Below are 21,610 nucleotides of genomic sequence, written 5' to 3'. Positions count from 1 at the left end.
GCCTCCCGGTCACTCCGCCGACGAAGGAGGGCTCATGACTCGGGTGCTGGTGGTGGACGATGAGCCGCAGATCGTCCGTGCGCTGCGCATCAACCTGCGCGCCCGCGGCTACGAGGTGGACGCCGCGCCGGACGGCCGTACCGCCCTGGACCTGGCCGCACGCCGGCACCCCGACGTGATCGTCCTGGACCTCGGCCTGCCCGACATGGAGGGCGCCGAGGTGATAAAGGGCCTGCGCGGCTGGAGCAGCGTGCCGATCATCGTGCTGACCGCGCGGCACGCCTCGGAGGAGAAGGTCGAGACGCTCGACGTCGGCGCGGACGACTACGTGACCAAGCCGTTCGGCATGGACGAACTGCTGGCCCGGCTGCGCGCCGCCGTACGCCGTTCCCAGCCGCCCGAGGAGGACGCCGTGGTCGTCACCGAGGACTTCACCGTCGACCTGGCGGCCAAGAAGGCCACCCGCGACGGCTCCGACGTGCGCCTGACGCCGACCGAGTGGCACGTCCTGGAGGTCCTGGTCCGCAACGCGGGACGCCTGGTGAGCCAGCAGCAGCTCCTCCGTGAGGTGTGGGGGCCCTCGTACGCTAACGAGACCGGGTACCTGCGGGTCTACCTCGCCCAGCTGCGCCGCAAGCTGGAGGCCGACCCCTCCCGCCCCCGGCACCTGATCACCGAGCCGGGCATGGGGTACCGCTTCGAGCGATGAGTCCCGGGGCACAGTGACGCCTGAGAACGCGCGCGTTAGGGATGCGTTAAGAACGCGGGGAGCGCCGTTAAGGCGGCGTTAGGGATGCCCGAACACGACCCCTTCGCCGTATTTGCTGGCGATTGTGAAGCAAGCCGTCCTCCACGCCCCCAAGCGGGTCCTCGTGGGCCGTCCGCTCCGCACCGGGCAGATGGGGGAGACACTCCTGCCCAAGAAGCTGGCCCTGCCGGTCTTCTGCAGCGACCCCCTGTCGTCCGTGGCGTACGCGACGGAGGAGATCCTGCTCGCGCTCAGCCTCGGCGGGCTGGCCATGCTCACCCTGTCGTGGTGGGTGGGCGCCGGTGTCGTGTTCCTGCTGCTCGTGGTGGTGGCGTCGTACCGGCAGACGTGCCACGCCTATCCGGGCGGCGGCGGGGCGTACGCGGTCAGCCGGGCCAACCTCGGCGAGAACGCCTCGCTGATCGCGGCGAGCGCGCTGCTGATCGACTACGTGATGACCGTCGCGGTCTCGGTCGCCGCGGGCGTCGCCAACGTCGTCTCGGCCATCCCCGTGCTGGCCCCGCACGCGGTGGGCATCGCGCTCAGCCTGATCGCGGTGATCGCGGTGATGAACCTGCGCGGCGTCAAGGAGTCCGGCCGCGCCTTCGCGATCCCTACGTACGGCTTCGTGGCCAGCGTGTTCGTCATGGTGGGCGCCGGGCTCGTACGTGCCGCGCTCGGGCACGCGCCGTCCGCCGAGTCGGCGTCGCTGACCGTCCACGCCTCGCACGGGACGGCCGGGGCCGCCGCGCTGCTGCTGGCCCTGCGCGCCTTCGCACAGGGCTGTACGGCGCTGACCGGCGTCGAGGCGGTCAGCAACGGCGTGCCGAACTTCAAGCCGCCCAAGAGCAGGAACGCCGCCACCACCCTGACGGTCATGGGCCTGCTCGCGGTGACGATGTTCGGCGGCATCACCGCGCTCGCCTCGATCGCCCACGTGCACATCGCCGAGGATCCGGCGCAGCTCGTCGGCGCCCCGCGCGGCTACGAGCAGAAGACGGTGGTCGCCCAGCTCGGCGGCGCGGTGTTCGGCCACGGATCGTTCCTGTTCTTCCTGATCCAGGCGTTCACCGCCGCGATCCTGGTGCTGGCGGCCAACACGGCGTTCAACGGCTTCCCGATCCTCGCCTCGATCCTCGGCGGCGACGGGTACCTGCCGCGCCAGTTCGCCCGGCGCGGCGACCGGCTCGTCTTCAGCAACGGCATCGTGATCCTGTCGCTGCTCGCCGGCGCGCTGATCTGGGCGTTCAACGCCAGCACCACGCGCCTCATCCAGCTCTACATCATCGGCGTGTTCGTGTCGTTCACGCTGAGCCAGAGCGGGATGGTCAAGCACTGGGGCGACGAGCTGCGCCGTACGGCCGATCCGGCGCGGAGACGCGCGATCCACCGGTCGCGGGCGATCAACCTCGTCGGCGCGGTCCTCACCGGCCTGGTCCTGGTGATCGTGCTGCTCACCAAGTTCCTGCACGGCGCCTGGATCGTGGTCGTCACGCTGCCGCTGGTCTTCTTGATGATGAAGGCGATCAACCGGCACTACCGGCGGGTGGCCGCCGAGCTCGCGCCGGGCGAGGAGGGCGTCCCGCTGCCCAGCCGGATCCACGCGATCGTGCTGGTCTCCAAGCTGCACACGCCGACGTTGCGGGCGCTGGCGTTCGCGCGTGCGACCCGGCCGCACACGCTGACCGCGCTGTCGGTGGCGACGAGCGAGGAGGAGGCGGCGACGCTGGAGCGTGAGTGGAGCGAACGTGACATTCCGGTACCACTGAAGATCCTCGACTCCCCGTACCGGGACATCACCGGGCCGGTGCTCGACTACGTCGGGCGGGTACGTACCAAGAGCCCGCGCGACGTGGTGTGCGTGTTCATCCCCGAGTACGTCGTCGGGCGCTGGTGGGAGCAACTGCTGCACAACCAGAGCGCCCTCCGGCTGAAGGCGCGGCTGCTCTTCCGCGCCGGCGTCATGGTCACGAGCGTTCCGTGGCAGCTCGGATCGGCCAAGGCGGCCCTCGCCCGGCGCCCGGAGGACGCGGGGTTCGCGGCGCGGCGGAAGGTGCGTTCGGGTGCGGCGTAATGTCGTTATTTCCGCCGCTTTCAATCTGAGGTGGATGGCTTAGTCTTGCCAAACATGGAAGACGTGCCCGGCACGGGCGACGAGGACTCAGGGTCACGGGGCCTGCGCGGGTTCCTGCGCCGGCTGACGTCGAGCAAGGCCGAGCTCGAAGCCCAGGAACTCCAGAAGACCAGCGGATCCGAGGGCGCCACCCCCATCAAGGCGTGCGCCACTCGTCGGCGTGCCTGCGTAGCAGGTACGCTACGCACTGTGACACTGCGGCCGCGGGGTGGAGCCCCCGCGCTCGAGGCCGAGCTCTACGACGGATCCGACGTGATCGATCTCGTCTGGCTCGGCCGCCGGCGCATCGCCGGCATCGAGCCGGGCCGTCTCGTGCGCGCCGAGGGTCTCGTCAGCGTGCAGGACGGTCGTAAGGTCATGTTCAACCCGCGTTACGAGCTGCGGGGCAGCGCGTGATCGACGATGCGGGCGCCCCGCGAGGAGGTCAGGTGAACGACCCGACCCGGCGGGACTCGGGGTCTGCGGACCCGGCGCCCGCGCAGGCCACGCCCGAAGACGCGGTGCCCGAGGACGCCGCGCCCGAGGAGGCGGCGCCGGAGAAGGCCGCGTACGACACGGTCGAAGAGGCCGTCCGCGCCCAGCTCTCCAAGGCGCTCGGCGGTGCCCGCGGGGTCGTCGAGGCGGCCATCCCGACGATCGGCTTCACCGTCTCCTGGATCGTGACCAAGGAGCTGAAGCTCTCGCTCGGCATCGGCGCGGGGCTCGCCGTGGTGCTGTTGTTCGTGCGCCTGGTCCAGCGGTCCACCGTGCAGTTCGTGCTCAACAGCATCGTCGGCATCGCGATCGCGGCCCTGTTCGCGCTGCGGTCGGGCAAGGCCCAGGACGCGTTCCTGCCGGGCATCCTCTACAACGCCGGCTACGCCGCCGCGCTGCTCCTGTCGATCGTGGTGCGCTGGCCTCTCGTCGGCTTCATCATCGGCTCGGTCACGGGCGATCCGACCGCCTGGCACCGCGACCGCGACATCGTCCGGCTCTGCTCCCGGCTCACCTGGCTGCTGGTGATCCCGTGTCTGGTGCGCGTCGCGGTGCAGTACCCGCTCTACCTGGCCGGCCACGTGGCGTGGCTGGGAGCCGCCAAGGTCCTCATGGGCTGGCCGCTGCAGGTCGCCGGCCTGGCCGTGATGGTCTGGCTGCTGGCCCGCGGCCGCACCCCCCTGGAGCGTCCGACGTCATCGTCCGCGTGACGAGTCGTGACTGTGCGTGACCATATGCGGGTAGGAGTCCGTCTGGAGCGTGCAATCCGGACTCTTCACCCGGGAGCTGTCGTATGGCAGGCAAATACCATCTGCTCGCGGTCGTCGCGCTGGGCGCGGGCGCGACCGCACTCGGCGCCGCGGTGGCCGAGCGGCTGACCGCCGCCGACCAGCGTGGCGAGGCCGTCATCAAGGACGCCGACGGCAACAAGGTCGGCTCCCTCCGCGTCGAGGAGCGGGACGGCAAGACCAGGATCACCGTCACGGCACAGGGCCTGCCGCCGGGGTACCACGGTTTCCACATCCACGCGAAGGGCGTCTGCGACCCCGCGTCCAAGGACCCGGCGACGGGCAGCCCGTTCTTCAGCGCGGGCCCCCACTTCGACCTGGACTCCCACTCCCACCCGGAGCACTCGGGCGACCTGCCGCCCCTGCTGGTCAACGGGGACGGCACGGGCAGCGCGACGGTGACGACCGACCGCTTCCGGCCCGGCCGGCTGTTCGACCGCGACGGCAGCGCGATCATCATTCACGCGGCACCGGACAACCAGGCCAACATCCCCAAGCGCTACGCGAAGTCCGGCCCGGACGCCGAGACCCTCAAGACCGGCGACTCCGGCGCCCGCATCGCCTGCGGCGTCATCACCAAGCACGGGCCCGGGCGCGCGTAGCGCCGAGCCGGCCAGAGCGGCCCCATCCAGGCTCAGGCCCTGACCGGGCTATCGGCACCACCGCCTCCGAGGCCCGCTATGATCTCGTCATCGCTTAGGCCTTCCTGATCCGTCGGGGAGGCTTTTTTCATGCCCAGGGCCGCCCTGCGCGGGCGCGATCGGCTGCACGCTGCGTTCGTCGACGCCGGCTGGGCGCCCGATGTCGAGATCTCGTTCGCCGTTCCGGCGAGAGGGGACTGCTGATCATGACCTTGCACACCGGCGGCGCGGCGGCCGCAGGTACCTGGAAACTCGGTGACCTGACGGTCAATCGCATCGGATTCGGCTCGATGCGCCTCACGGGCAGTGCCGCCTTCGACCTCGGCACGCCCAGCGACCGCGAGCGGTCGATCAGCGTGCTCCGGCGCGCGGTCGAGCTGGGCGTCAACCACATCGACACGGCCGCGTTCTACTTCTCCTCACGCCGCTCGGCCAACGAGCTGATCAACCATGCACTGGCGCCGTATCCCGAGGACCTGGTCATCGCCACCAAGGTCTGGCCGGGCCGGGATCCCTCGGGCGAGTGGTGGTGGGCCACGCCCGGGCAGTTGCGCGGCCAGGTCGAGGAGAACGTGCGGCAGCTCGGCCGTGACCACCTTGACCTGGTGAACCTGCGCATCCCCCCGAGCCGGCGGACCGAGTCGATCGCCGAGCACTTCGGGGCGCTGGCCGATCTCCGCGACGCCGGTCTCATCCGGCACCTGGGCGTCTCCAACGCCACACCTGAACACCTGGCCGAGGCGCAGTCCATTGCTCCGGTGGTCTGCGTCCAGAACGCCTACGGCATCGGTGCACCGCCCGAGGCCGAGGCCGTGCTGCGCGCCTGTGGAGAGCAGGACGTGGCATTCGTGCCCTTCTTCACCATCGCCGGTGAAGGGCGCGAAGCCGGCGCCGGCACCGGCGACAGCCCCCAGGTCCTTTCGGTCGCACGCGCGCACGGCGCGACAGCAGCCCAGGTACGACTGGCGTGGACACTACAGCAGGGTGCGCATGTGCTGGTCATTCCGGGGACCGGCGATCCGGACCATCTCGCCCAGAATGTGGCCGCGGGCGCACTGCGCCTCTCCGCCGACGAAATGGCGCGCCTCTCGTCCGACGATCGGCGGAGTGAGGCCGGTCCGGAGCTGATCTAGGATCCTGCTGATCTTGGTCCTCCGGAAGGGAAGGCGTTCATGCACCGATCTGCCGGATTCGCCCTCGCCGCACTTCTCCTGACGATCGGTACCTCCGCGACGGCCGTCGCCGGGACCCCGCCCCGCGCTGCGGAACCGGCGCGGGCCGCCGCGCTCACCCGGCTGCACGCCACGAGCGCGCACGCGTTCGTCGACTCCACCGGTGCGCAGCACCTGTTGATCGGCCCGAACCTCCAGCCGGTCTGGGACGCCAACGAAACGGACACCTGGGACCAGGGCACGTACGACTCGATCAAGGCCAAGGGCTTCACCGCGGTCCGCATGGTCCTGTTCTGGGACATGTTCCAGCCGACCGAGGCGGAGTGGAACGAGACGGCGTTCGACACCCTCGCCACGGCGGTCGAGAGGGCGAAGGCCGCCGGCCTGTACGTCATCCTCGACTGCGTCCACATGTCCGGCGACCCCGACGGCCAGGAGCACGTGCCGGACTGGGCGCGGGTGGACCCCGACGACACGACCGAGGGCCTGGACGCGGTCGTCGAGAACGGCCTGGGCTTCCTGCAGACCATCGCCAACCGGTACAAGGACGAGCCGGCCATCGCGGCGTACGACCCGGTCAACGAGCCGTTCCGCACCTCCACCCGGTCGGCGCGGCTGATGTCGGACTACACGCGGATCGTGAACGCGATCCGTGCCAAGGACGTCGTCACCAGCATCATGCTGGAGCCGTCGTACGGTGACGCGAAGGTGCCCGCCTCGTCGTTCTCCTCCCTCACCCCGACGAGCCGCACCAACCTCATCTGGTCGATTCACGACTACTACAACGGCGCCTCGAAGAGCGGCTACACGGCCGGCTACAACGACGCCACCGGGCTGGGCATGGACCCGAACCCCTCCGACGGGACCACCGGCTACGACCCGGCGAACAAGGCCGCGCTCGCCGCGCACCTGCAGGTGCAGATCGACACGGCCTCGGAACAGGGCATGCCGGTCTGGATCGGGGAGTTCGGTATCGGCAACGGCGCCACCGGCCACGACCAGTACATCAAGGACAAGGTCGCGCTCTACAAGTCCAAGGGCATCGACTACGCCTGGTGGGAGTACTACTCCGACGGCGGGAACGGCCCGTTCAGCATGGTCGACGAGAACGACGCCTGGCGCTCCTGGGTCAGCCTGATCCCGTAGAACGCCGGGGCCCGGCCGGAAGGGTGATCGCGCTCGAGTGTCGTCAGGCCGCGTGGCCGACCCCGCCACCGTCCCCGGCCGGTACGTACCGCGGTAGCCGGGCCGGGTTGAGGTTGGCCAGTTCGTCGAAGGTGGCCCGCTCGTAGGACTTGGCCCAGGACAGGTCCGCATCGGACAGTTCGCCATCGGCGAGCCCGGCGACCAGCCGTGCGCCGTAGTCGGTGTGGTCGTGCGCGGTGAGGATGACCAGTTCGGGAAATTGGCGGCGCAGCCATTGGATCCGTCGTACCGAGTCGACGTACTGCCCCTCGTCACCGGTCTGGATCGCCCGCACCTGGTCCACCGCGAGGTGCCGGATGGTGTACATCGCGTCCCCGGTCAGCAGGAACCGGTGGTCCACCAGCACGCTGGTGCTGCCCGGGCTGTGCCCGGGCGTGGGCAGCGCGAGCACGCTCCCGTCGCCGAACAGGTCGGCCGAGCCGGTGAACCCGCCGACGGCCGGGCCGGTGAACTCGATCGGCCGCCAGTCGGTGATCGCCGCGATCGACGGCGGATAGGCCAGCGGTACCAGGCCGAACACCTTCTCCTCCCGCGCGGCGTACTCGGCCGCCCCCAGATACACCGGGGCGTGCGCGAACAGGTTCAGCGGACCGACGTGGTCCTCGTGGAAGTGGGTGATGATCACCGCGCGGATGTCCTGCGGCCGGTAGCCCAGTCGCGCCAACTGCGCCGGCATGGTCTGGTCGGCCGGCAGGTCGTACTCGTCGACGTCCATCACGTGCTCCATGATCGAACCGCGGTAGTAGTCGACGTGCGCGACCTGCTCCGGGCTGATCCCCGTGTCGACCAGCACCGGGCCGGCGGTCGGGTGCTCGATCAGGTACGCGTGGATCGGCACCCAGATGAAATGGTCCTTGTCCGCGGCGAACTCACGCAGCGAAAACCCGTGCAGGCCCCCGTAGAACTGGCCGAACGGCACCTTGGTGCGGCCGATGCGCAGCGGGTAGATCTTCATGGCGCCTCCTTCGGATTTCGACGGAACGGAACGGTTCCGTCGTTTTCGGAGCCTAGTCGCGCTCACGATGGAACGCAACCGTTCCGTCGTGTATGCTCCGAGCATGTCGAACGGGCGGCAACCGGCAGGGGCGGCGATACTCCAGGAATCCGTCACCGCCGCCATCACCAGTGCGATGTTCGACCAGCTCGCCGAGACGGGCTACGCGCGCATGTCGATGGACGCGGTGGCGCGCCGGGCCGGGGTCGGCAAGGCGGCCGTGTACCGCCGCTGGCCGTCCAAACAGGCGATGCTGATCGACCTGGTCGAGGCCGCGATACTCCGGAACCTGCCAGAGGTGCCGGACACCGGTTCACTGGCCGGCGATGTGCGCAAGTTCCTGGACGTGATCGTCGAACAGGCCGCCGATCCGCGGATCAGGCGGATCGCACTGGACGTCCTGGTCGAGACCACGCGCACCGCCGAACTGGCCACCGCCCTGAACGACGTGGTGGCCCAGCCGCGCCGCACCACCGCGGCCACGGTGCTCACCCGCGCGATCGACCGTGGCGAACTGTCCGCCGACCTCGATCGCGAACTCGCCCTCGACCTGCTGATCTCACCGTTGATCATGCGCCTGCTCCTCGCCGCCGACCAGGTCGACGACGCCTATCTCACCCGGCTGACCAAGGTGATCGTGACCGGCCTCAACGCGATCTGACAACGGCCGAATCCGGCTCCAGAGCGTTCCGTGGTGCACCCGACGTCTCTCTCGATGCCTTCCGCGCCGACCACGGTGCCACGGCCGATCAAACCTTCGAGCCTGATCGATTTCGAACGCCGGTAGCCGGCGTCACGAGGCGCAGGCGCCCGCCGCCCGGTGCTCGCTCGCCATCTGCTGCACGGTCTTCGTCCGGTAGTCCCGCATGTTGTCCGCGGGCGGCTGGAAGCGCCAGTGGCCGTTCTCGTAGACGAACTGGTAGGTGATGACGGCGATCAGGCGGGTCACGCGGACGCGCGCCGAATGGTTGCTGTCCATGGTGATCTTTCGATGTTGAACCGGACCCCCTCCGCCAGCGGAGGGCACAGCTTCAGCAGGCGCTGGTAGTTCGCCCGACTGATGGCCCGCTGCCCGGCGGCAGAGAAAACGTCCCAGGCGCCGCCGTAGTCACCGGAGGAGTAGCTGTCGAACTCCTCCTGAGCGGCGGCGCGGACGCCCGCATCGGTACGCGGCTCTGCGGCCTGGTGGGTTGTCGGTGCGCTGTCGGGAGGGGCGGTAGCGCCGGGCGGCTCGGCGGTGCCACCGGCCGAGGAGCAGCCGGCCAGACCGAGGCAGGCCGCCGTGACAATGAGAGCGATGCGCATGAGGGGCCCCGTTCTGTGCGGTGTGCGTGTTGGACGCGGGTGTGTGCGTCAGAGGTGACGATGTGCGGTGGCCGGATGCGGTGACGCAGAGGACGTAACGCCCGCGCTCGGAGGCGGCGGGTCGGTGAAGTGCCGTACGGTCGTGGCCTCGCGGACCACGAGGGCGAATAGGCCGATGCCTGCGATGGCGTGGTGGATGGCGATGAGGCGGATGGCGCGTTTGGCGACCCGCGCCCAGTCGACCGCCGAGGCCCGCTCGGGCTCCGCGTCGGCGCGGCCGTAGTCCATGGCGGTGCTCACCGGCACAACCACCGGACGCGCAGGCACATCGCGTACACGTCATCGTGAAAGGCGCAGACCAGCGACCGTTCCGGATGCTTGGTGAGGCCTTCAAGATCGTGCGTTGCTCGTGCGTCACGAGGTCGGCAGATCCGCGAGGATGCCTGAGGTTCCCTGAAGATTACGAAAAGTAACGGTGTAGGCCAGAGCTATTTCAGCCTCTGACCAGCGTCGCCACGAGCTCCACGTGCTGGGTCATCGGGAAGGCGTCGAAGGCGCGCAGGGCGGACAGGGTCCAGCCCTGTTCGCCGAACAGCGCCAGGTCGCGGGCCAGGGTGGCCGGGTCGCATGAGACGTACGCGATGCGGCGGCCTGCCAGCTCCGCGACCCGCTTGACCACCTCCGGGCCCGCGCCCGTGCGGGGTGGGTCCAGGACGACCAGGTCGGCGCGGTTCAGGCGGGTCTTGCCGCGGCCGAAGCTGATCTCGTCCAGGACGCTCTCCACCTCGCCGCGCTCCACCGAGACGTGAGGCATGTCGCGGAGGTTGAAGCGGGCGTCGCGGACCGACTGGGCGTCCGACTCGATGCCCACGACCAGGCCGTCGGAGCCGACGCGCTCGCCGAGGACACCGGCGAACAGGCCCGCGCCGCAGTACAGGTCGACCGCGATCTCGCCGCGGCGGGGCTCCAGGGTGTCCAGGACCGCGTCGGCCAGGGTCTGCGCGGCGCCCGGGTGGACCTGCCAGAATCCGCTGCCGCTCACCTGCCACAGCCGGCCCGCGACGTCTTCGCGGACGAACGGTGGCTTCTCCTGGTTGCGGTCGCTGACCAGCCGTACGGGCGCGTCCATGCGCGGGACGCGGGCGCGGCCCCGGGCGGACAGGACGGCCAGGCGGTCGCCCGTGCCGGCCGAGGCGATCGCCTCGACGCCGGACGCGCCGGGCCAGCGCTTGCGTTCGATGCCGAGGGCCTCCACCTCGGGGTGGGCGATCAGGCACTCGTCGATCGGCTCGATCGTGTGGGAACGGTGCCGGCGGAGGCCGATCGCGCCGTCGCGGCGTACGGAGAACTGCACGCGGGTGCGCCAGCCGAGGCCGTCCGGTGCGCCCGGCACCTCCTCGACCACCACCTCGCGGGAGATTCCGGCCACCCGGCGGAGCTGCTCCTCGATCACCGCGGCCTTGAGACCCCGCTGCGCCGGGACCGCCACGTGCTGCCAGTCGCACCCGCCGCAGCGCCCCGGGCCGGAGAACGGACAGGGCGCCGGGACGCGGTCGGGCGAGGCCTCGAGGATCTCCACGGCGTCGGCGCGCAGGAAGTGCTTGGTCTCCTGGGTGACGCGGGCGAGCACCAGCTCACCCGGCAGGGTGTGCCGGACGAAGACGACGCGGCCCTCGTGCCGGGCCACGCACGAGCCGCCGTTGGCGACGGCGTCGATCCGCAGCTCGATCGGTTCAGACGATTCCACCGGCGGCACGGGACCCCTTCGATTCGGCGTTCTGTTCGGCGTACGGACGGCGCGCCGCGCCCGGCGCGGCCGGCTCCGGGCGCCCCTTGAGGCGGTCGGAGGAGGCGAGCTGCCACGGGACGCTCGTCACCATCACACCGGGCACGAAGAGCAGGCGCGTCTTGAGCCGCAGCGCGCTCTGGTTGTGCAGCAGGTGCTCCCACCAGTGTCCCACGACATATTCGGGCAGGAACACGGTCACGACGTCGCGCGGGCTGCGCCGCCGGACGCTCTTGACGTACTCCAGGATCGGCCGGGTGATCTCCCGGTACGGCGAGTCGAGGATCTTCAGCGGCACCGGCAGCTCGTGCGCCTCCCAGGCCTCCTGCAGCTCGACGGACTCCTCCGGGTCGACCGCGACGGTGACCGCCTCGATCGTGGAGGGGCGGGTGGCCCGGGCGTACGACAGGGCGCGCAGCGTCGGCTTGTGGATCTTGGAGACGAGGACGATGGCGTGGTTGCGGGGCGGCAGCGCGACGTCCTCGCCGGTGACGACCAGCTCGGTGGCGACCCGGTCGTAGTGGCGCCGGATGCCCCGCATCATCAGGAACAGCACGATCATGGCCACGCACGCGATCCAGGCGCCGAGCAGGAACTTCGTGATGAGGACCACGACCAGCACGATGCCGGTGACCACGCCGCCGAAGGCGTTGATCGCACGCGACGTCTTCATCCGGCGGCGCTTGCCGCGGTCGGTCTCGGTGCGCAGCAGGCGGTTCCAGTGGCGGACCATGCCGGTCTGGCTGACGGTGAAGGACACGAACACGCCGACGATGTACAGCTGGATCAGCGCGGTCACCGACGCGTCGTACGCGTAGATGAGCAGGCCCGCCAGGGTGCCCAGGATGATGATCCCGTTGCTGTACGCGAGCCGGTCGCCCCGGGTGTGCAGCTGCCGGGGGAGGTAGCGGTTCTGGGCGAGCACCGAGCCGAGCACGGGGAAGCCGTTGAACGCCGTGTTGGCGGCCAGGGCGAGGATCAGCGCGGTCATCACGGTCACGTACGCGAAGCCGAGCGGGAAGTTGCTGAACACCGTGTGGGCGACCTGCGCGACGACCGGGTCCTGGTCCGAGACGTCCCGCCCGGCCTTGTCGACCAGATGAGTGCCGAGGTTCGGGTCGGCGAACTTGGCCTTGGTGATGTACGCGAGCGCGACGATGCCGGCGAACATCGAGGCCGCCACGGAACCGAGCAGCAGCAGCGTCGTCGCGGCGTTCTTGCCCTTGGGGTTGCGGAACGCCGGGACCCCGTTGCTGATCGCCTCGACGCCCGTCAGGGCCGCGCAGCCGGAGGAGAACGCGCGCAGCAGCAAAAAGACGAGCGCGAAGCCGGCGACGCCGACCTCGTGCCCCTTGATGGTGAGGTCGGCAGTCTCGGCGTGCAGGTGCGCGCCGAGCGCCAGGCGGGTGAAACCCCACAGCAGCATGAGGAAGACGCCGAACATGAACAGATACGTGGGAATCGCGAAGGCGACCCCGGACTCCCGGATTCCCCGCAAATTCATGATCGTCAAAATCGCGACGATGGCGATCGCGGCGAGGACCTTGTGGGGCTGGAGAAAGTGGATGAGGGCGCCGAGATTCTCGACTCCCGAGGACACCGACACCGCGACCGTCATCACGTAGTCAACGAGCAGGGCGCTCGCCACCACGATGCCGGAGTTGCTGCCGAGGTTGGTGGTGGCGACCTCGAAGTCGCCGCCGCCGCTCGTGTAGGCACGGACGTTCTGCCGGTACGACGCCACGACCGTGAGAAGGATCACGACGACGGCGCCGGCCACCCACGGGGTGAAGTGATAGGTCGCCAGCCCCGCGATACCGAGGGCGATCAGGATCTCCTGCGGCGCGTACGCCACGGAGGAGAGCGCGTCGCTGGCGAAGACGGGCAGGGCGACCGTCTTGGGGAGGGTTTGCTCGTGCTGCTGGGCGCTGCGGAGCGCCCTGCCAAGCAGGAGCCTCTTGACGAGGTCGGGAGCCTTCGACACGTCGGTGATGGTAGTCGGTAACGGGACTGTGAAAACCCATCGTGGCATGGGCAAGTAAAACAGTGGAACCCAGGGACGGGTTCAGGAGTTCTACCCCGCGTCCGGCCATGTGTAGGTTTCTCAGGTCAAGACGGAGCCAAGCCGACCGGACGGCGCCGGAAAGGACGACCGTGCACATCGTGATCATGGGGTGCGGGCGTGTCGGATCGACACTCGCCCACATCCTTGAGGATAAAGGCCACAGCGTGGCCATCATCGATCAGAGCCCTGAGGCGTTCCGGCGGCTGCGCGGAGGTTTCAAGGGCCGCCGTGTCACCGGTTTCGGCTTCGACCGCGACGTGCTCGTCGACGCCGGGATCGAACAGGCGTCCGCGTTCGTCGCGGTGAGCAGTGGCGACAATTCCAACATTATTTCCGCACGCGTGGCGCGGGAGACCTTCGGCGTGGAGAACGTCGTGGCCCGCATCTACGACCCCCGCCGCGCCGAGGTGTACCAGCGCCTCGGCATCCCCACGGTCGCGACCGTGCGCTGGACCGCCGACCAGATGCTGCGCCGGCTCCTTCCCGAGGGCCCCGCGCCGCTGTGGCGCGACCCGACCGGCGAGGTCGTGCTCGCCGAGGTGCAGATCGACCCCAAGTGGGTGGGCGCGAAGGTGTCCGCGCTCGAGGACGCCGCGCAGACCCGGGTGACCTTCCTCAACCGGATGGGCGAGGCGGTGGTCCCCGACGCCGACACGGTCATCCAGGACGGCGACGTGGTCCACGTGATGGCCGTCGCGAGCGAGATGGAGCGCATCAACGACGCCGTGTCACAGCGGCCCGAGGAGAAGGCGGAGTAATGCGGGTCGCCATCGCCGGTGCCGGAGCGGTCGGCCGCTCCATCGCCCAGGAGCTCCTGGAGAACGGCCACGAGGTCCTTCTCATCGACAAGAACCCCCGCTCGATCAAGGTCGAGGCCGTCTCGCAGGCGGAGTGGCTGCTCGCCGACGCGTGCGAGATCGCCTCGCTGGACGACGCCGGGCTCGAACGCTGCCACGTCGTCGTGGCCGCGAGCGGAGACGACAAGGTCAACCTCGTGGTCTCGCTGCTGGCCAAGACCGAGTACGGCGTCCCGCGCGTCGTCGCCCGGATCAACCACCCCAAGAACGAATGGCTCTTCAACGAGTCCTGGGGCGTGGACGTCGCGGTCTCGACCCCACGCCTGATGTCGGCGCTCGTCGAGGAGGCCGTGAGCGTCGGCGACCTCGTGCGCCTGATGACGTTCCGCCAGGGCGAGGCCAACCTGGTCGAGCTGACGCTGCCCGAGGACGCGCCGCTCGTCGGGCAGCTCGTCGGCTCGGTCTCCTGGCCGCAGGACACGGCGCTGGTCGCGATCCTGCGCGAGGGCCGGGTGCTGGTGCCCAGCCCCGACGACACGCTGGAGGGCGGCGACGAGCTGATGTTCGTCGCCAACCAGGACGTCGAGGACGAGCTGGGGGACCTGCTCTCGGCCCGCTGACCCGATTCGCGCGAAGCGGCCGTCCCGGATCCTCGGACGGCCGCACGAGGGCGGCCCGCCGCGTGCGGGTCGCCCTTGTCGTCGGCAGGCAGTACGCGGCGGGTCTCGCCGCCCCGGAGGCCGCCGGTGCCGCTCCGGCATCGGGCGGCTACACTCGGTAGTCACTCCAGTACGGCGATGCGCGCGTTTTGGAGAGGGCTATGCGGATCATCTTCGTGGTTTTGGTGTTGGCGCTCAGCGCGTGTTCTTCGGGTGGCCATTCGGCGGGCGGACCGAATGGCCATTCTTTGTCATCGGCGCCCACGCCGGCGGCGACGGGCCCCGCATTCGGTTCTCCCCGTGCCACCGCACCCGTCACGACACCGCCACCGGATGACGAGCCCGGTGAAGAGGCGCCCGAACATCCCGAGGCGCACAAGGTGACGTTCGCCCTCCGCGGCAGCGGGCGCGTCTCCGTCTCCTTCACCACGCCGGACGGCCACCGCCGGCGCATGGTGGTGTCGCCGCCCTGGAGCCGGACCTTCACCGTCAATGACGGCCAGAGCGTCGACGTGAACGCCCACGGCAAAGGTTCCGGCGAGCTGACCTGCACGCTCAGCGTCGACGGCGAACTGGTCAAGAGCGCCAGCAGCTCCGGCGGCTCCGCGAGTGTCGACTGCGGGGACAGTCTCGGGTTCTGAGCGGGGTCAGGCGGACGGCTGGGTGTCCCCGGCCGGGCGGGCGAGGTCGGCCCGGTGGCTGTGGGGGGTCAGGTAGGCGGAGGCGGCGACGAGGACCGTCGTGATCGCGGCCGCCACTTCGCCGGGAATGTCGATGCCGGCCAGGCTCAGGACCCACACGAGGATCGTCACGATGGCGCCGGCGAGAGTTGCCGCGGTGACCTTTTTCTCGGGCACTGGTCTCTTCCTTTTGGTCGAAAGGCCGTCAAAGGAAACTATCGCCGAGCGCCGTTGGCGTTACGCGCCTTCGTTGTGCAGGCGGTTTTTTACCATCACTCTTTGTGACGACACGCCGACGCGCTGCTATGAGATCGCCTCCCGGGACGGCTACAACGGGGCGTTGACAACAGCGTCTGAGCAGGTCACGGGGGACACGAATGATCGACATTTCTGGCCGCGCCGTGCGTGCCGGAATCCGGAGTATCACCGCGGTGGCGGCGGCCTCATGCTTCGCCGTCATGCCGCAGGTGACGAGTAGCGCGTCCGCGCAGACCGGCGGCAAAGCCGGGAGAGCGCACGACCGTACGACTCCGAACCGGGACCACGACGGCCACGGCCACGGCGGGCACGCCGCGCGTGATCACGCGCGCGGCCGTGCCGACGTCGTGGTCGACACCAAGGGCCCACGCGGGGCGATCGTCCCGGGCAAGACCTACAACTGGCCGTTCGAGGTGACGAACCGGGGCACCGTCCCGGCGCGGGACGTCGCCCTGACGACCACACCGGACAAGAACCTCAAGGTGCTGGCCGCACCGCCGAAGTGCCACTGGCGTAAGGCCGGCCCGCTCGTCTGCCACATCGGCCTGCTCCCGCAGGGCAAGACCCGGCACGGGGTCATCACCGCCACGGTCGTCCCGCCGGCCCGCACCGGCAAGGCGCGGAAGGAGCACGTCCAGCTGCGGAACCCCGTCCAGGTGTCGTGGCACAACGCACCGACACCGGAACGGCGGCTCGCCGCCTTCCCGCCGGTCGAGGTCTCACCGGACGGCTCGGACACCGGCGCCGCGCCGCAGACGGCCGCGGACGAGCTTCCGTACCCGCTCATGGTGACCGAGCACGGTCCGGGAACCGCCGAGTCCGTCGTCGTACGGAGCCCGATCGGGGCGCCCGCCGCCGATGGTCCGTGCTCGCTCGGCGCGCTGCCGGGCAGGACCGCCGGCAAGTCCATGCCGATCAAGCCGGAGTTCGGCTCCTGCGCCGCCAAGCAGGATGATCCGGCGGCCTGCGGGTGCGGCACCGCCGCGCAGCAGCGGCCCACCTCGGACCTGCCGACGGAGAACGCGGTCATCCCGGCCCGTCCTTCCCGGTCCGATGTCCCGGCCTCGACGCCGTGCGGCGCGGTGCCGACACGTCCGGACGTCTTCCCGAGTCGTCCGGCGACGTCCTCGTGCGCCGGTGCGCAGGACCGGCCCGAGAGCGGGTCGGGCACTTCCGCGCAGACGCCGTCCGCGACGGCCGCCGAAGAGCCGGCGACGACGCCGTGCGGCGCGGCCAGGCCGGTCGTGGTGCCCGAGCGTCCGGCGTCGCTTCCGCCGTGCGCCCAGGCCGGGCAGGCCGCGCAGGACCGGCCCGCCGCCGTGCCGTCCACGGCCACCGCGGACAAGGCGCAGGACAAGACCGCCGACAAGGCGCAGGCCAAGACGGTTGACCAGGCGCAGGACCGGCCGGCCGGCACACCGTGCGGAGCGGCGGCCGACCGCCCGGTCATCCTGCCCGCTCGCCCGGTGATCGTGCCGGAGAGCCCGGTGGCGGTGCCGCCGTGCGCCGCCGGCAAGCCCGCGGCGGCGCCGTCCACGGCGTCCGTGGGGCACGCCGACCAGCCGGCCACCGACAAGTCCGCGCCGGCCACGGCCGTCGACAAGTCCACTCCGGCCGCCGGCACGTCCACTCCGGCCACGGACAAGGCGTCCACTCCGGCCGCGGACAAGGGGGAGAAGGCCACGGACAAGACCGGGGTGCCCGCCGCCACGCCGTGCGGCGCGACGGCCGCCCGGCCGGTGGTCGTTCCCGGACAGCCGGTCGTCGTGCCGGACATGCCGGCGATCCCGCCGTGCGCACAGAAGTGGCCGAGCTCCTGCGGCTGCCTGCACTCCGCCGGTGTCCCGGCGGCACCCGCCGCCGAACCCGCGGCTCCGGCCGCATCGGACACCCCGGCCGCTCCGGTCGACTCCGACACCGCACCGTGCGCCGCGGCGGACAAGCCGATGGCGGGTAAGGCCATCGCTGAGCGGCCCGCCGGCTCGTCCTGCGCGCAGGAGACTCCGGCCGCCGTGCACGAGGAACCGGGCAGCACGCCCGAGACCATCGCGCCGATGACGCCGCTGACCGGTCCGGGCAAGGCCGCGCGCCACCCGCTCGCCCGGCCGCACCACCCGCACCACCCGCTGGGCTCGGGCCGCGCACGTCGCGACTGCGTCCGGCAGGGCGCGGGCTTCGTCTGCCCGCTCGGCTCCGGGCCGCACCACCCGCAGGTGCACAACCTTGGGGCGCCCGGTCACCCGCACGGGCTCCACTGCGGGAGCGCCGGCGGTGCCGCCTGCCACGTCCGGGCCGCGCGTCCGGTTCCGGTGAGGGAGGCCCCGGGCAGCGAGCTGCCGACCACCGGTAGCTCCTCGGCGCTGTTCGCCCTGGCGGGCCTCGGCCTCGCCGGTGCCGGCGTGGTGCTGTACCGGCTCAGCCGGACGCGTCGCGAGGAGAGCTGAAAGAGGCCCGGGAACCCCGCGCACGGGTGCGTGAGGGTTCCCGGGCGACCGGGGAGACCGCCCGGAACCCCGCCCGTACGGCAAGGGCACGAGGGGTCCCGGGCGGTCCGCCGGAGACGGGAGCACCGACCCGAAGGTGCGGGCCGAGGTGACGGGGGAGCAGGATGGGAACCATGCTTTTGCGGATCTTCACCGAGCCCCAGCAGGGAGCCGGATACGAAACCCTGCTCCGCGTCGCCAAGGCCACCGAGGAGTACGGCTTCGACGCGTTCTTCCGTTCCGACCACTACCTGAAGATGGGGGACGTCAGCGGGCTGCCGGGTCCGTCGGACGCCTGGATCACCCTGGCCGGCCTGGCCCGGGAGACCCGGCGCATCCGGCTGGGCACCCTGGTGACCGCCGCGACGTTCCGGCTCCCCGGCCCGCTCGCCATCTCCGTGGCGGGCGTCGACGAGATGAGCGGAGGCCGCGTCGAGCTGGGTCTGGGCACCGGCTGGTACGACGGCGAGCACACGGCGTACGGGATCCCGTTCCCCGGTCTGGCCGAGCGGTTCGACCGGCTCGAGGAGCAACTGGCGATCGTCACGGGCCTGTGGGAGACGCCCGAGAACGAGACGTTCGACTTCCAGGGCACCCACTACCAGGTGACCGACTCCCCGGCGCTGCCGAAGCCGGCCCAGCGGCCGCGCCCGCCGATCATCATCGGCGGGGTGGGCGCCAAGCGCACGCCGCGGCTCGCCGCGCGCTACGCCGACGAGTACAACGTGCCGTTCCACTCGATCGCCGACACCGGGGCGGCGTACGAGCGGGTCCGCACCGCCTGCGAGAGCGGCGGACGGAAGCCCGGGGACATCGTCCTTTCGGCCGCGCAGGTCGTCTGCTGTGGGCGCGACGAGGCGGAGCTGAGCCGGCGCGCCGACGCGATCGGCCGCTCGGTCGAGGACCTTCGGGCGAACGGGCTGGCCGGCACCCCGGCCGAGATCGTCGACAAGATCGGCCGGTTCGGCGAGCTCGGCGCCGCGCGGATCTACCTCCAGACCCTGGACCTGGAGGACCTGGACCACCTCGAACTGCTCGCGAGCGACGTCCTTCCCCAGGTCTGAGCGCCGTCGGCATGGTCGCGCCGGGGCAGGTCGCGAGCCTCCCCGGCGTGGCGATCAGAACATCGTTCGTGACAGGTACTCTGTTCGCGAAAAGGAGCGTTCCGTGACCGAGGCGACCGAGATCCCGCCACCGCCGTGGCGGCGTCCCAAGAAGTCCACGCGGCAGCGCCGGCCTCTCAGCCAGGAGCTCATCGTCGACACGGCGATGCGGATCCTCGACGCCGAGGGCCTCGACGCGCTGAGCATGCGCCGGGTGGCGCTGGAGCTCCAGACGGGTCCGGCGTCCCTGTACGCGCACGTCGCGAACAAGGACGAGCTGCTGGAGCTGATGATCGACCGGATCACCGGCGAGCTGGACGTTCCGGTCCCCGATCCGGACCGCTGGCAGGAGCAGATCGTCGAGGCGGGCATGGAGGCCCACCGGGTCTGGACCCGGCATCCCGGCATCGCCCGCGCCGCGCTCGCCAACATTCCCCTCGGTCCCAACTCCCTGCGCTACTCCGAGGCCCTCCTGTCCGTCCTGCGCGCCGGGGGCGTGCCGGACGAACGGGCGGGCTGGTTCGTCGACCGGCTGTCGCTCTACGTCCTCGCGGACGCCTTCGAGGATTCCCTGCACCACGAGCGCGGACGCCGCACCGAGGAGGACGCGCGGGAGTACTTCGAGCAGGTCCGCACGTACTTCCACAGCCTGCCGCCCGGCCGCTTCCCGGTCATCACCTCGATGGTCGACGCGTTGGTCGGCGGCGACGGCGACGAACGCCTGCGGTACGGCCTGGAGCTCCTGGTCCGCGGCCTCGCCTCGTACGTCCCCGACCGGCCGGGGACCTCGACCGGCCAAGCCGGCTGACCGGTCCGGCGAGCCGGTTAATTCGATAGGTCCTGTTCGCCGGTGTCCGCGACACTGTGCGGGTGCTTCTGACGATCACCACGACCGCGCGCCCGGCGACCGACCTCGGCTACCTGCTGGTCAAGCATCCCGGCCGGGTGCAGGCGTTCGAGCAGTCGTTCGGCACCGCTCACGTCTTCTATCCCGAGGCGGGCGAGGACCGCTGCACGGCGGCGCTGCTGCTCGACGTCGACCCGATCCGGCTGGCCCGGACCCGGCGGACGCCGGACCTGTCCCTCGGCCAGTACGTCAACGACCGGCCGTACGCCGCGTCGTCCCTGCTCGCGTCGGCGATGGCGAACGTCTTCCGCACGGCCATGCGCGGCCAGAGCCGGGAGCGCCCGGAGCTGGCGGGCACCCCGATCCCGCTGCGCATCACGCTGCCCGCGCTGCCCTGCCGGGGCGGGCCCGAGCTGGCCGAGACCCTGTTCGCGCCGCTCGGCTGGCGGGTGGAGGCGTGCCCGGTCCCGCTCGACGAGCGGTTCCCCGAGTGGGGCGACTCGCGGTACGTCACGCTCACGATCGAGGGTGAGGCCACCCTCGCGTCCGCGCTGAACCAGCTCTACGTCCTGCTGCCGGTCCTGGACGACTCCAAGCACTACTGGGTGGCGGCGGACGAGGTCGACAAGCTCGTCCGCGCGGGCGAGGGATGGCTCGCGGCGCACCCCGCCCGGGCCCGGATCACCCGCCGCTACCTCGCGAACCGCCACCGCCTGGTCCGTACGGCCCTGGCCCGGCTCGCCGACGCCGACGACGCTCCCGACGACGCGCTCCAGCGCCACCCCATCGACGAGGAGCCCCCGGCCGCCGACCCGACGGCCGCCGAGCCCGGGTCCGCGGAGCCGGCCGAGGACGTGGCCGCGCCGCCGGTGCCGCTCGCCGAACTCCGCGTCCAGGCCGTGCTCGACGCGCTGCGCGCCGAGCACGCGGCCACGGTCATCGACCTCGGCTGCGGTACGGGCCGGCTGCTCTCCCGGCTGCTGCAGGATCCGTTCTTCGAGTTCGTGGCCGGCGCCGACGTGTCCGCCCGTGCGATCGAGGCGGCCCAGCGCCGGCTGTCGCCGGGCCTGCTCCCGCGCGCCCAGGCCGACCGCCTCAACCTGTTCACGGCCGCGCTGACGTACGCCGACCAGCGTTTCCACGGGCACGAGGCCGCGGTGCTGATGGAGGTCATCGAGCACGTGGACCTGCCCCGGCTCCCGGCCGTCGAGCGCGTGGTCTTCGGCGACGCCGCGCCGCGCGTGGTGGTCGTGACCACGCCGAACGCCGAGTACAACGTGCGCTACGAGAGCCTCACCGGCTTCCGCCACCCGGATCACCGGTTCGAGTGGACGCGCGCGGAGTTCGGCGCGTGGACCGCACGGGTGGCCGAGGCGTACGGCTACCGGGTCCGCCACGTACCCGTCGGCGACGACGACCCGTCCGTCGGCGCGCCGACCCAGATGGGGGTGTTCGTCAAGTGACCGAGCG

At 71.0% G+C, this 21,610-nt stretch carries 22 protein-coding genes; 15 read left to right on the top strand and 7 right to left on the bottom strand.

Features of this window, described 5'->3' with window-relative positions:
• Nucleotides 1-34 precede the first annotated feature (34 nt).
• From ABEA10_RS41590 to ABEA10_RS41560, 7 genes are all read left to right on the top strand, one after another.
• The gene (locus ABEA10_RS41590) at nucleotides 35-709 is read left to right on the top strand and encodes a response regulator (protein WP_329239972.1); all 675 of its coding nucleotides are present in this window, start codon (nucleotides 35-37) and stop codon (nucleotides 707-709) included.
• Between the two features lie 124 nt (nucleotides 710-833).
• The gene (locus ABEA10_RS41585) at nucleotides 834-2,822 is read left to right on the top strand and encodes an APC family permease (RefSeq protein WP_345473663.1); all 1,989 of its coding nucleotides are present in this window, start codon (nucleotides 834-836) and stop codon (nucleotides 2,820-2,822) included.
• A 54-nt stretch (nucleotides 2,823-2,876) separates the two neighbouring features.
• Nucleotides 2,877-3,278: an OB-fold nucleic acid binding domain-containing protein gene (locus ABEA10_RS41580; protein WP_345473661.1), complete on the top strand. Its 402-nt coding sequence runs from the start codon at nucleotides 2,877-2,879 to the stop codon at nucleotides 3,276-3,278.
• Nucleotides 3,279-3,310: 32 nt separating this feature from the next.
• Nucleotides 3,311-4,066 carry a DUF3159 domain-containing protein gene (locus tag ABEA10_RS41575; protein WP_425551027.1) on the top strand — a complete coding sequence of 252 codons (756 nt, stop codon included), beginning with the start codon at nucleotides 3,311-3,313 and terminating at the stop codon, nucleotides 4,064-4,066.
• Between the two features lie 83 nt (nucleotides 4,067-4,149).
• Nucleotides 4,150-4,746, top strand: a complete 597-nt coding sequence (locus tag ABEA10_RS41570; RefSeq protein ID WP_345473659.1) for a superoxide dismutase family protein — start codon at nucleotides 4,150-4,152, stop codon at nucleotides 4,744-4,746.
• Nucleotides 4,747-4,991: 245 nt separating this feature from the next.
• Nucleotides 4,992-5,918, top strand: coding sequence for an aldo/keto reductase (locus ABEA10_RS41565; RefSeq protein WP_345473657.1), 927 nt, complete (start codon nucleotides 4,992-4,994; stop codon nucleotides 5,916-5,918).
• 39 nt (nucleotides 5,919-5,957) lie between these two features.
• On the top strand, nucleotides 5,958-7,103 hold the full coding sequence (locus tag ABEA10_RS41560) for a glycoside hydrolase family 5 protein (RefSeq protein ID WP_345473655.1): 1,146 nt from the start codon (nucleotides 5,958-5,960) through the stop codon (nucleotides 7,101-7,103).
• Nucleotides 7,104-7,146: 43 nt separating this feature from the next.
• Here ABEA10_RS41560 and ABEA10_RS41555 read toward each other — a convergent pair whose 3' ends face one another.
• The gene (locus tag ABEA10_RS41555) at nucleotides 7,147-8,118 is read right to left on the bottom strand and encodes an N-acyl homoserine lactonase family protein (protein WP_345473654.1); all 972 of its coding nucleotides are present in this window, start codon (nucleotides 8,116-8,118) and stop codon (nucleotides 7,147-7,149) included.
• A gap of 103 nt (nucleotides 8,119-8,221) precedes the next feature.
• Here ABEA10_RS41555 and ABEA10_RS41550 point away from each other — a divergent pair, with 103 nt between their 5' ends.
• The gene (locus ABEA10_RS41550) at nucleotides 8,222-8,818 is read left to right on the top strand and encodes a TetR/AcrR family transcriptional regulator (protein ID WP_345473653.1); all 597 of its coding nucleotides are present in this window, start codon (nucleotides 8,222-8,224) and stop codon (nucleotides 8,816-8,818) included.
• A 132-nt stretch (nucleotides 8,819-8,950) separates the two neighbouring features.
• Here the strand turns inward: ABEA10_RS41550 and ABEA10_RS41545 are convergent, their stop codons facing one another.
• From ABEA10_RS41545 to ABEA10_RS41525, 5 genes are all read right to left on the bottom strand, one after another.
• Complete coding sequence (locus ABEA10_RS41545) at nucleotides 8,951-9,136, bottom strand: hypothetical protein (protein WP_345473651.1); 186 nt, start codon at nucleotides 9,134-9,136, stop codon at nucleotides 8,951-8,953.
• The gene (locus ABEA10_RS41540) at nucleotides 9,103-9,462 is read right to left on the bottom strand and encodes a hypothetical protein (protein WP_345473649.1); all 360 of its coding nucleotides are present in this window, start codon (nucleotides 9,460-9,462) and stop codon (nucleotides 9,103-9,105) included. Before ABEA10_RS41540 ends, ABEA10_RS41545 begins: the two co-directional genes overlap by 34 nt.
• A 48-nt stretch (nucleotides 9,463-9,510) precedes the next feature.
• A complete protein-coding gene (locus ABEA10_RS41535) occupies nucleotides 9,511-9,762 on the bottom strand; it encodes a hypothetical protein (RefSeq protein ID WP_345473647.1) in 252 nt (83 codons plus the stop codon).
• A gap of 193 nt (nucleotides 9,763-9,955) precedes the next feature.
• Nucleotides 9,956-11,209 (bottom strand): class I SAM-dependent RNA methyltransferase, encoded by a 1,254-nt coding sequence (locus ABEA10_RS41530; RefSeq protein WP_345473645.1) that lies wholly within the window; start codon nucleotides 11,207-11,209, stop codon nucleotides 9,956-9,958.
• The gene (locus ABEA10_RS41525; RefSeq protein WP_345473643.1) at nucleotides 11,196-13,232 is read right to left on the bottom strand and encodes an APC family permease; all 2,037 of its coding nucleotides are present in this window, start codon (nucleotides 13,230-13,232) and stop codon (nucleotides 11,196-11,198) included. Before ABEA10_RS41525 ends, ABEA10_RS41530 begins: the two co-directional genes overlap by 14 nt.
• 170 nt (nucleotides 13,233-13,402) lie before the next feature.
• Here ABEA10_RS41525 and ABEA10_RS41520 point away from each other — a divergent pair, with 170 nt between their 5' ends.
• The 3 genes from ABEA10_RS41520 (at nucleotide 13,403) to ABEA10_RS41510 (ending at nucleotide 15,410) form a co-directional block, all read left to right on the top strand.
• A complete protein-coding gene (locus tag ABEA10_RS41520; protein ID WP_345473641.1) occupies nucleotides 13,403-14,071 on the top strand; it encodes a potassium channel family protein in 669 nt (222 codons plus the stop codon).
• The gene (locus ABEA10_RS41515; RefSeq protein ID WP_285581731.1) at nucleotides 14,071-14,730 is read left to right on the top strand and encodes a potassium channel family protein; all 660 of its coding nucleotides are present in this window, start codon (nucleotides 14,071-14,073) and stop codon (nucleotides 14,728-14,730) included. Before ABEA10_RS41520 ends, ABEA10_RS41515 begins: the two co-directional genes overlap by 1 nt.
• A gap of 419 nt (nucleotides 14,731-15,149) precedes the next feature.
• A complete protein-coding gene (locus ABEA10_RS41510) occupies nucleotides 15,150-15,410 on the top strand; it encodes a hypothetical protein (protein ID WP_345473636.1) in 261 nt (86 codons plus the stop codon).
• Nucleotides 15,411-15,416: 6 nt separating this feature from the next.
• On the opposite strand, the gene ABEA10_RS41505 is transcribed toward ABEA10_RS41510, so the two are convergent.
• Nucleotides 15,417-15,626 (bottom strand): hypothetical protein, encoded by a 210-nt coding sequence (locus ABEA10_RS41505; protein ID WP_345473634.1) that lies wholly within the window; start codon nucleotides 15,624-15,626, stop codon nucleotides 15,417-15,419.
• Nucleotides 15,627-15,907: 281 nt separating this feature from the next.
• On the opposite strand from ABEA10_RS41505, the gene ABEA10_RS41500 reads away from it, so the two are divergent.
• From ABEA10_RS41500 to ABEA10_RS41485, 4 genes are all read left to right on the top strand, one after another.
• Nucleotides 15,908-18,151, top strand: coding sequence for an LPXTG cell wall anchor domain-containing protein (locus tag ABEA10_RS41500; protein ID WP_345473632.1), 2,244 nt, complete (start codon nucleotides 15,908-15,910; stop codon nucleotides 18,149-18,151).
• A 173-nt stretch (nucleotides 18,152-18,324) separates the two neighbouring features.
• On the top strand, nucleotides 18,325-19,254 hold the full coding sequence (locus ABEA10_RS41495; protein WP_345473630.1) for an LLM class F420-dependent oxidoreductase: 930 nt from the start codon (nucleotides 18,325-18,327) through the stop codon (nucleotides 19,252-19,254).
• A gap of 103 nt (nucleotides 19,255-19,357) precedes the next feature.
• Nucleotides 19,358-20,101, top strand: coding sequence for a TetR/AcrR family transcriptional regulator (locus ABEA10_RS41490; protein ID WP_345473628.1), 744 nt, complete (start codon nucleotides 19,358-19,360; stop codon nucleotides 20,099-20,101).
• Nucleotides 20,102-20,163: 62 nt separating this feature from the next.
• Entirely contained in the window at nucleotides 20,164-21,603 is a 1,440-nt protein-coding gene (locus ABEA10_RS41485) for a 3' terminal RNA ribose 2'-O-methyltransferase Hen1 (protein WP_345473626.1), read from the top strand.
• The last annotated feature ends 7 nt before the right edge of the window (nucleotides 21,604-21,610 follow it).

This window comes from Actinoallomurus oryzae (assembly GCF_039541955.1).
GTDB classification, from domain to species: Bacteria; Actinomycetota; Actinomycetes; order Streptosporangiales; family Streptosporangiaceae; genus Actinoallomurus; species Actinoallomurus oryzae.
The sequence above is the reverse complement of the archived record's forward strand: the minus strand, read 5'-3'. Positions and strand labels throughout refer to the sequence as shown.

What these genes read in the sequence shown, in the direction of transcription:
- ABEA10_RS41500 (WP_345473632.1), top strand. Translation starts at nt 15,908, where the DNA reads ATGCCGCAGGTGACGAGTAGCGCGTCCGCGCAGACCGGCGGCAAAGCC.
- ABEA10_RS41580 (WP_345473661.1), top strand. Translation starts at nt 2,877, where the DNA reads ATGGAAGACGTGCCCGGCACGGGCGACGAGGACTCAGGGTCACGGGGC.
- ABEA10_RS41515 (WP_285581731.1), top strand. Translation starts at nt 14,071, where the DNA reads ATGCGGGTCGCCATCGCCGGTGCCGGAGCGGTCGGCCGCTCCATCGCC.
- ABEA10_RS41555 (WP_345473654.1), bottom strand. Translation starts at nt 8,118, where the DNA reads ATGAAGATCTACCCGCTGCGCATCGGCCGCACCAAGGTGCCGTTCGGC.
- ABEA10_RS41570 (WP_345473659.1), top strand. Translation starts at nt 4,150, where the DNA reads ATGGCAGGCAAATACCATCTGCTCGCGGTCGTCGCGCTGGGCGCGGGC.
- ABEA10_RS41545 (WP_345473651.1), bottom strand. Translation starts at nt 9,136, where the DNA reads ATGGACAGCAACCATTCGGCGCGCGTCCGCGTGACCCGCCTGATCGCC.
- ABEA10_RS41560 (WP_345473655.1), top strand. Translation starts at nt 5,958, where the DNA reads ATGCACCGATCTGCCGGATTCGCCCTCGCCGCACTTCTCCTGACGATC.
- ABEA10_RS41550 (WP_345473653.1), top strand. Translation starts at nt 8,222, where the DNA reads ATGTCGAACGGGCGGCAACCGGCAGGGGCGGCGATACTCCAGGAATCC.
- ABEA10_RS41590 (WP_329239972.1), top strand. Translation starts at nt 35, where the DNA reads ATGACTCGGGTGCTGGTGGTGGACGATGAGCCGCAGATCGTCCGTGCG.
- ABEA10_RS41495 (WP_345473630.1), top strand. Translation starts at nt 18,325, where the DNA reads ATGCTTTTGCGGATCTTCACCGAGCCCCAGCAGGGAGCCGGATACGAA.
- ABEA10_RS41565 (WP_345473657.1), top strand. Translation starts at nt 4,992, where the DNA reads ATGACCTTGCACACCGGCGGCGCGGCGGCCGCAGGTACCTGGAAACTC.
- ABEA10_RS41540 (WP_345473649.1), bottom strand. Translation starts at nt 9,462, where the DNA reads ATGCGCATCGCTCTCATTGTCACGGCGGCCTGCCTCGGTCTGGCCGGC.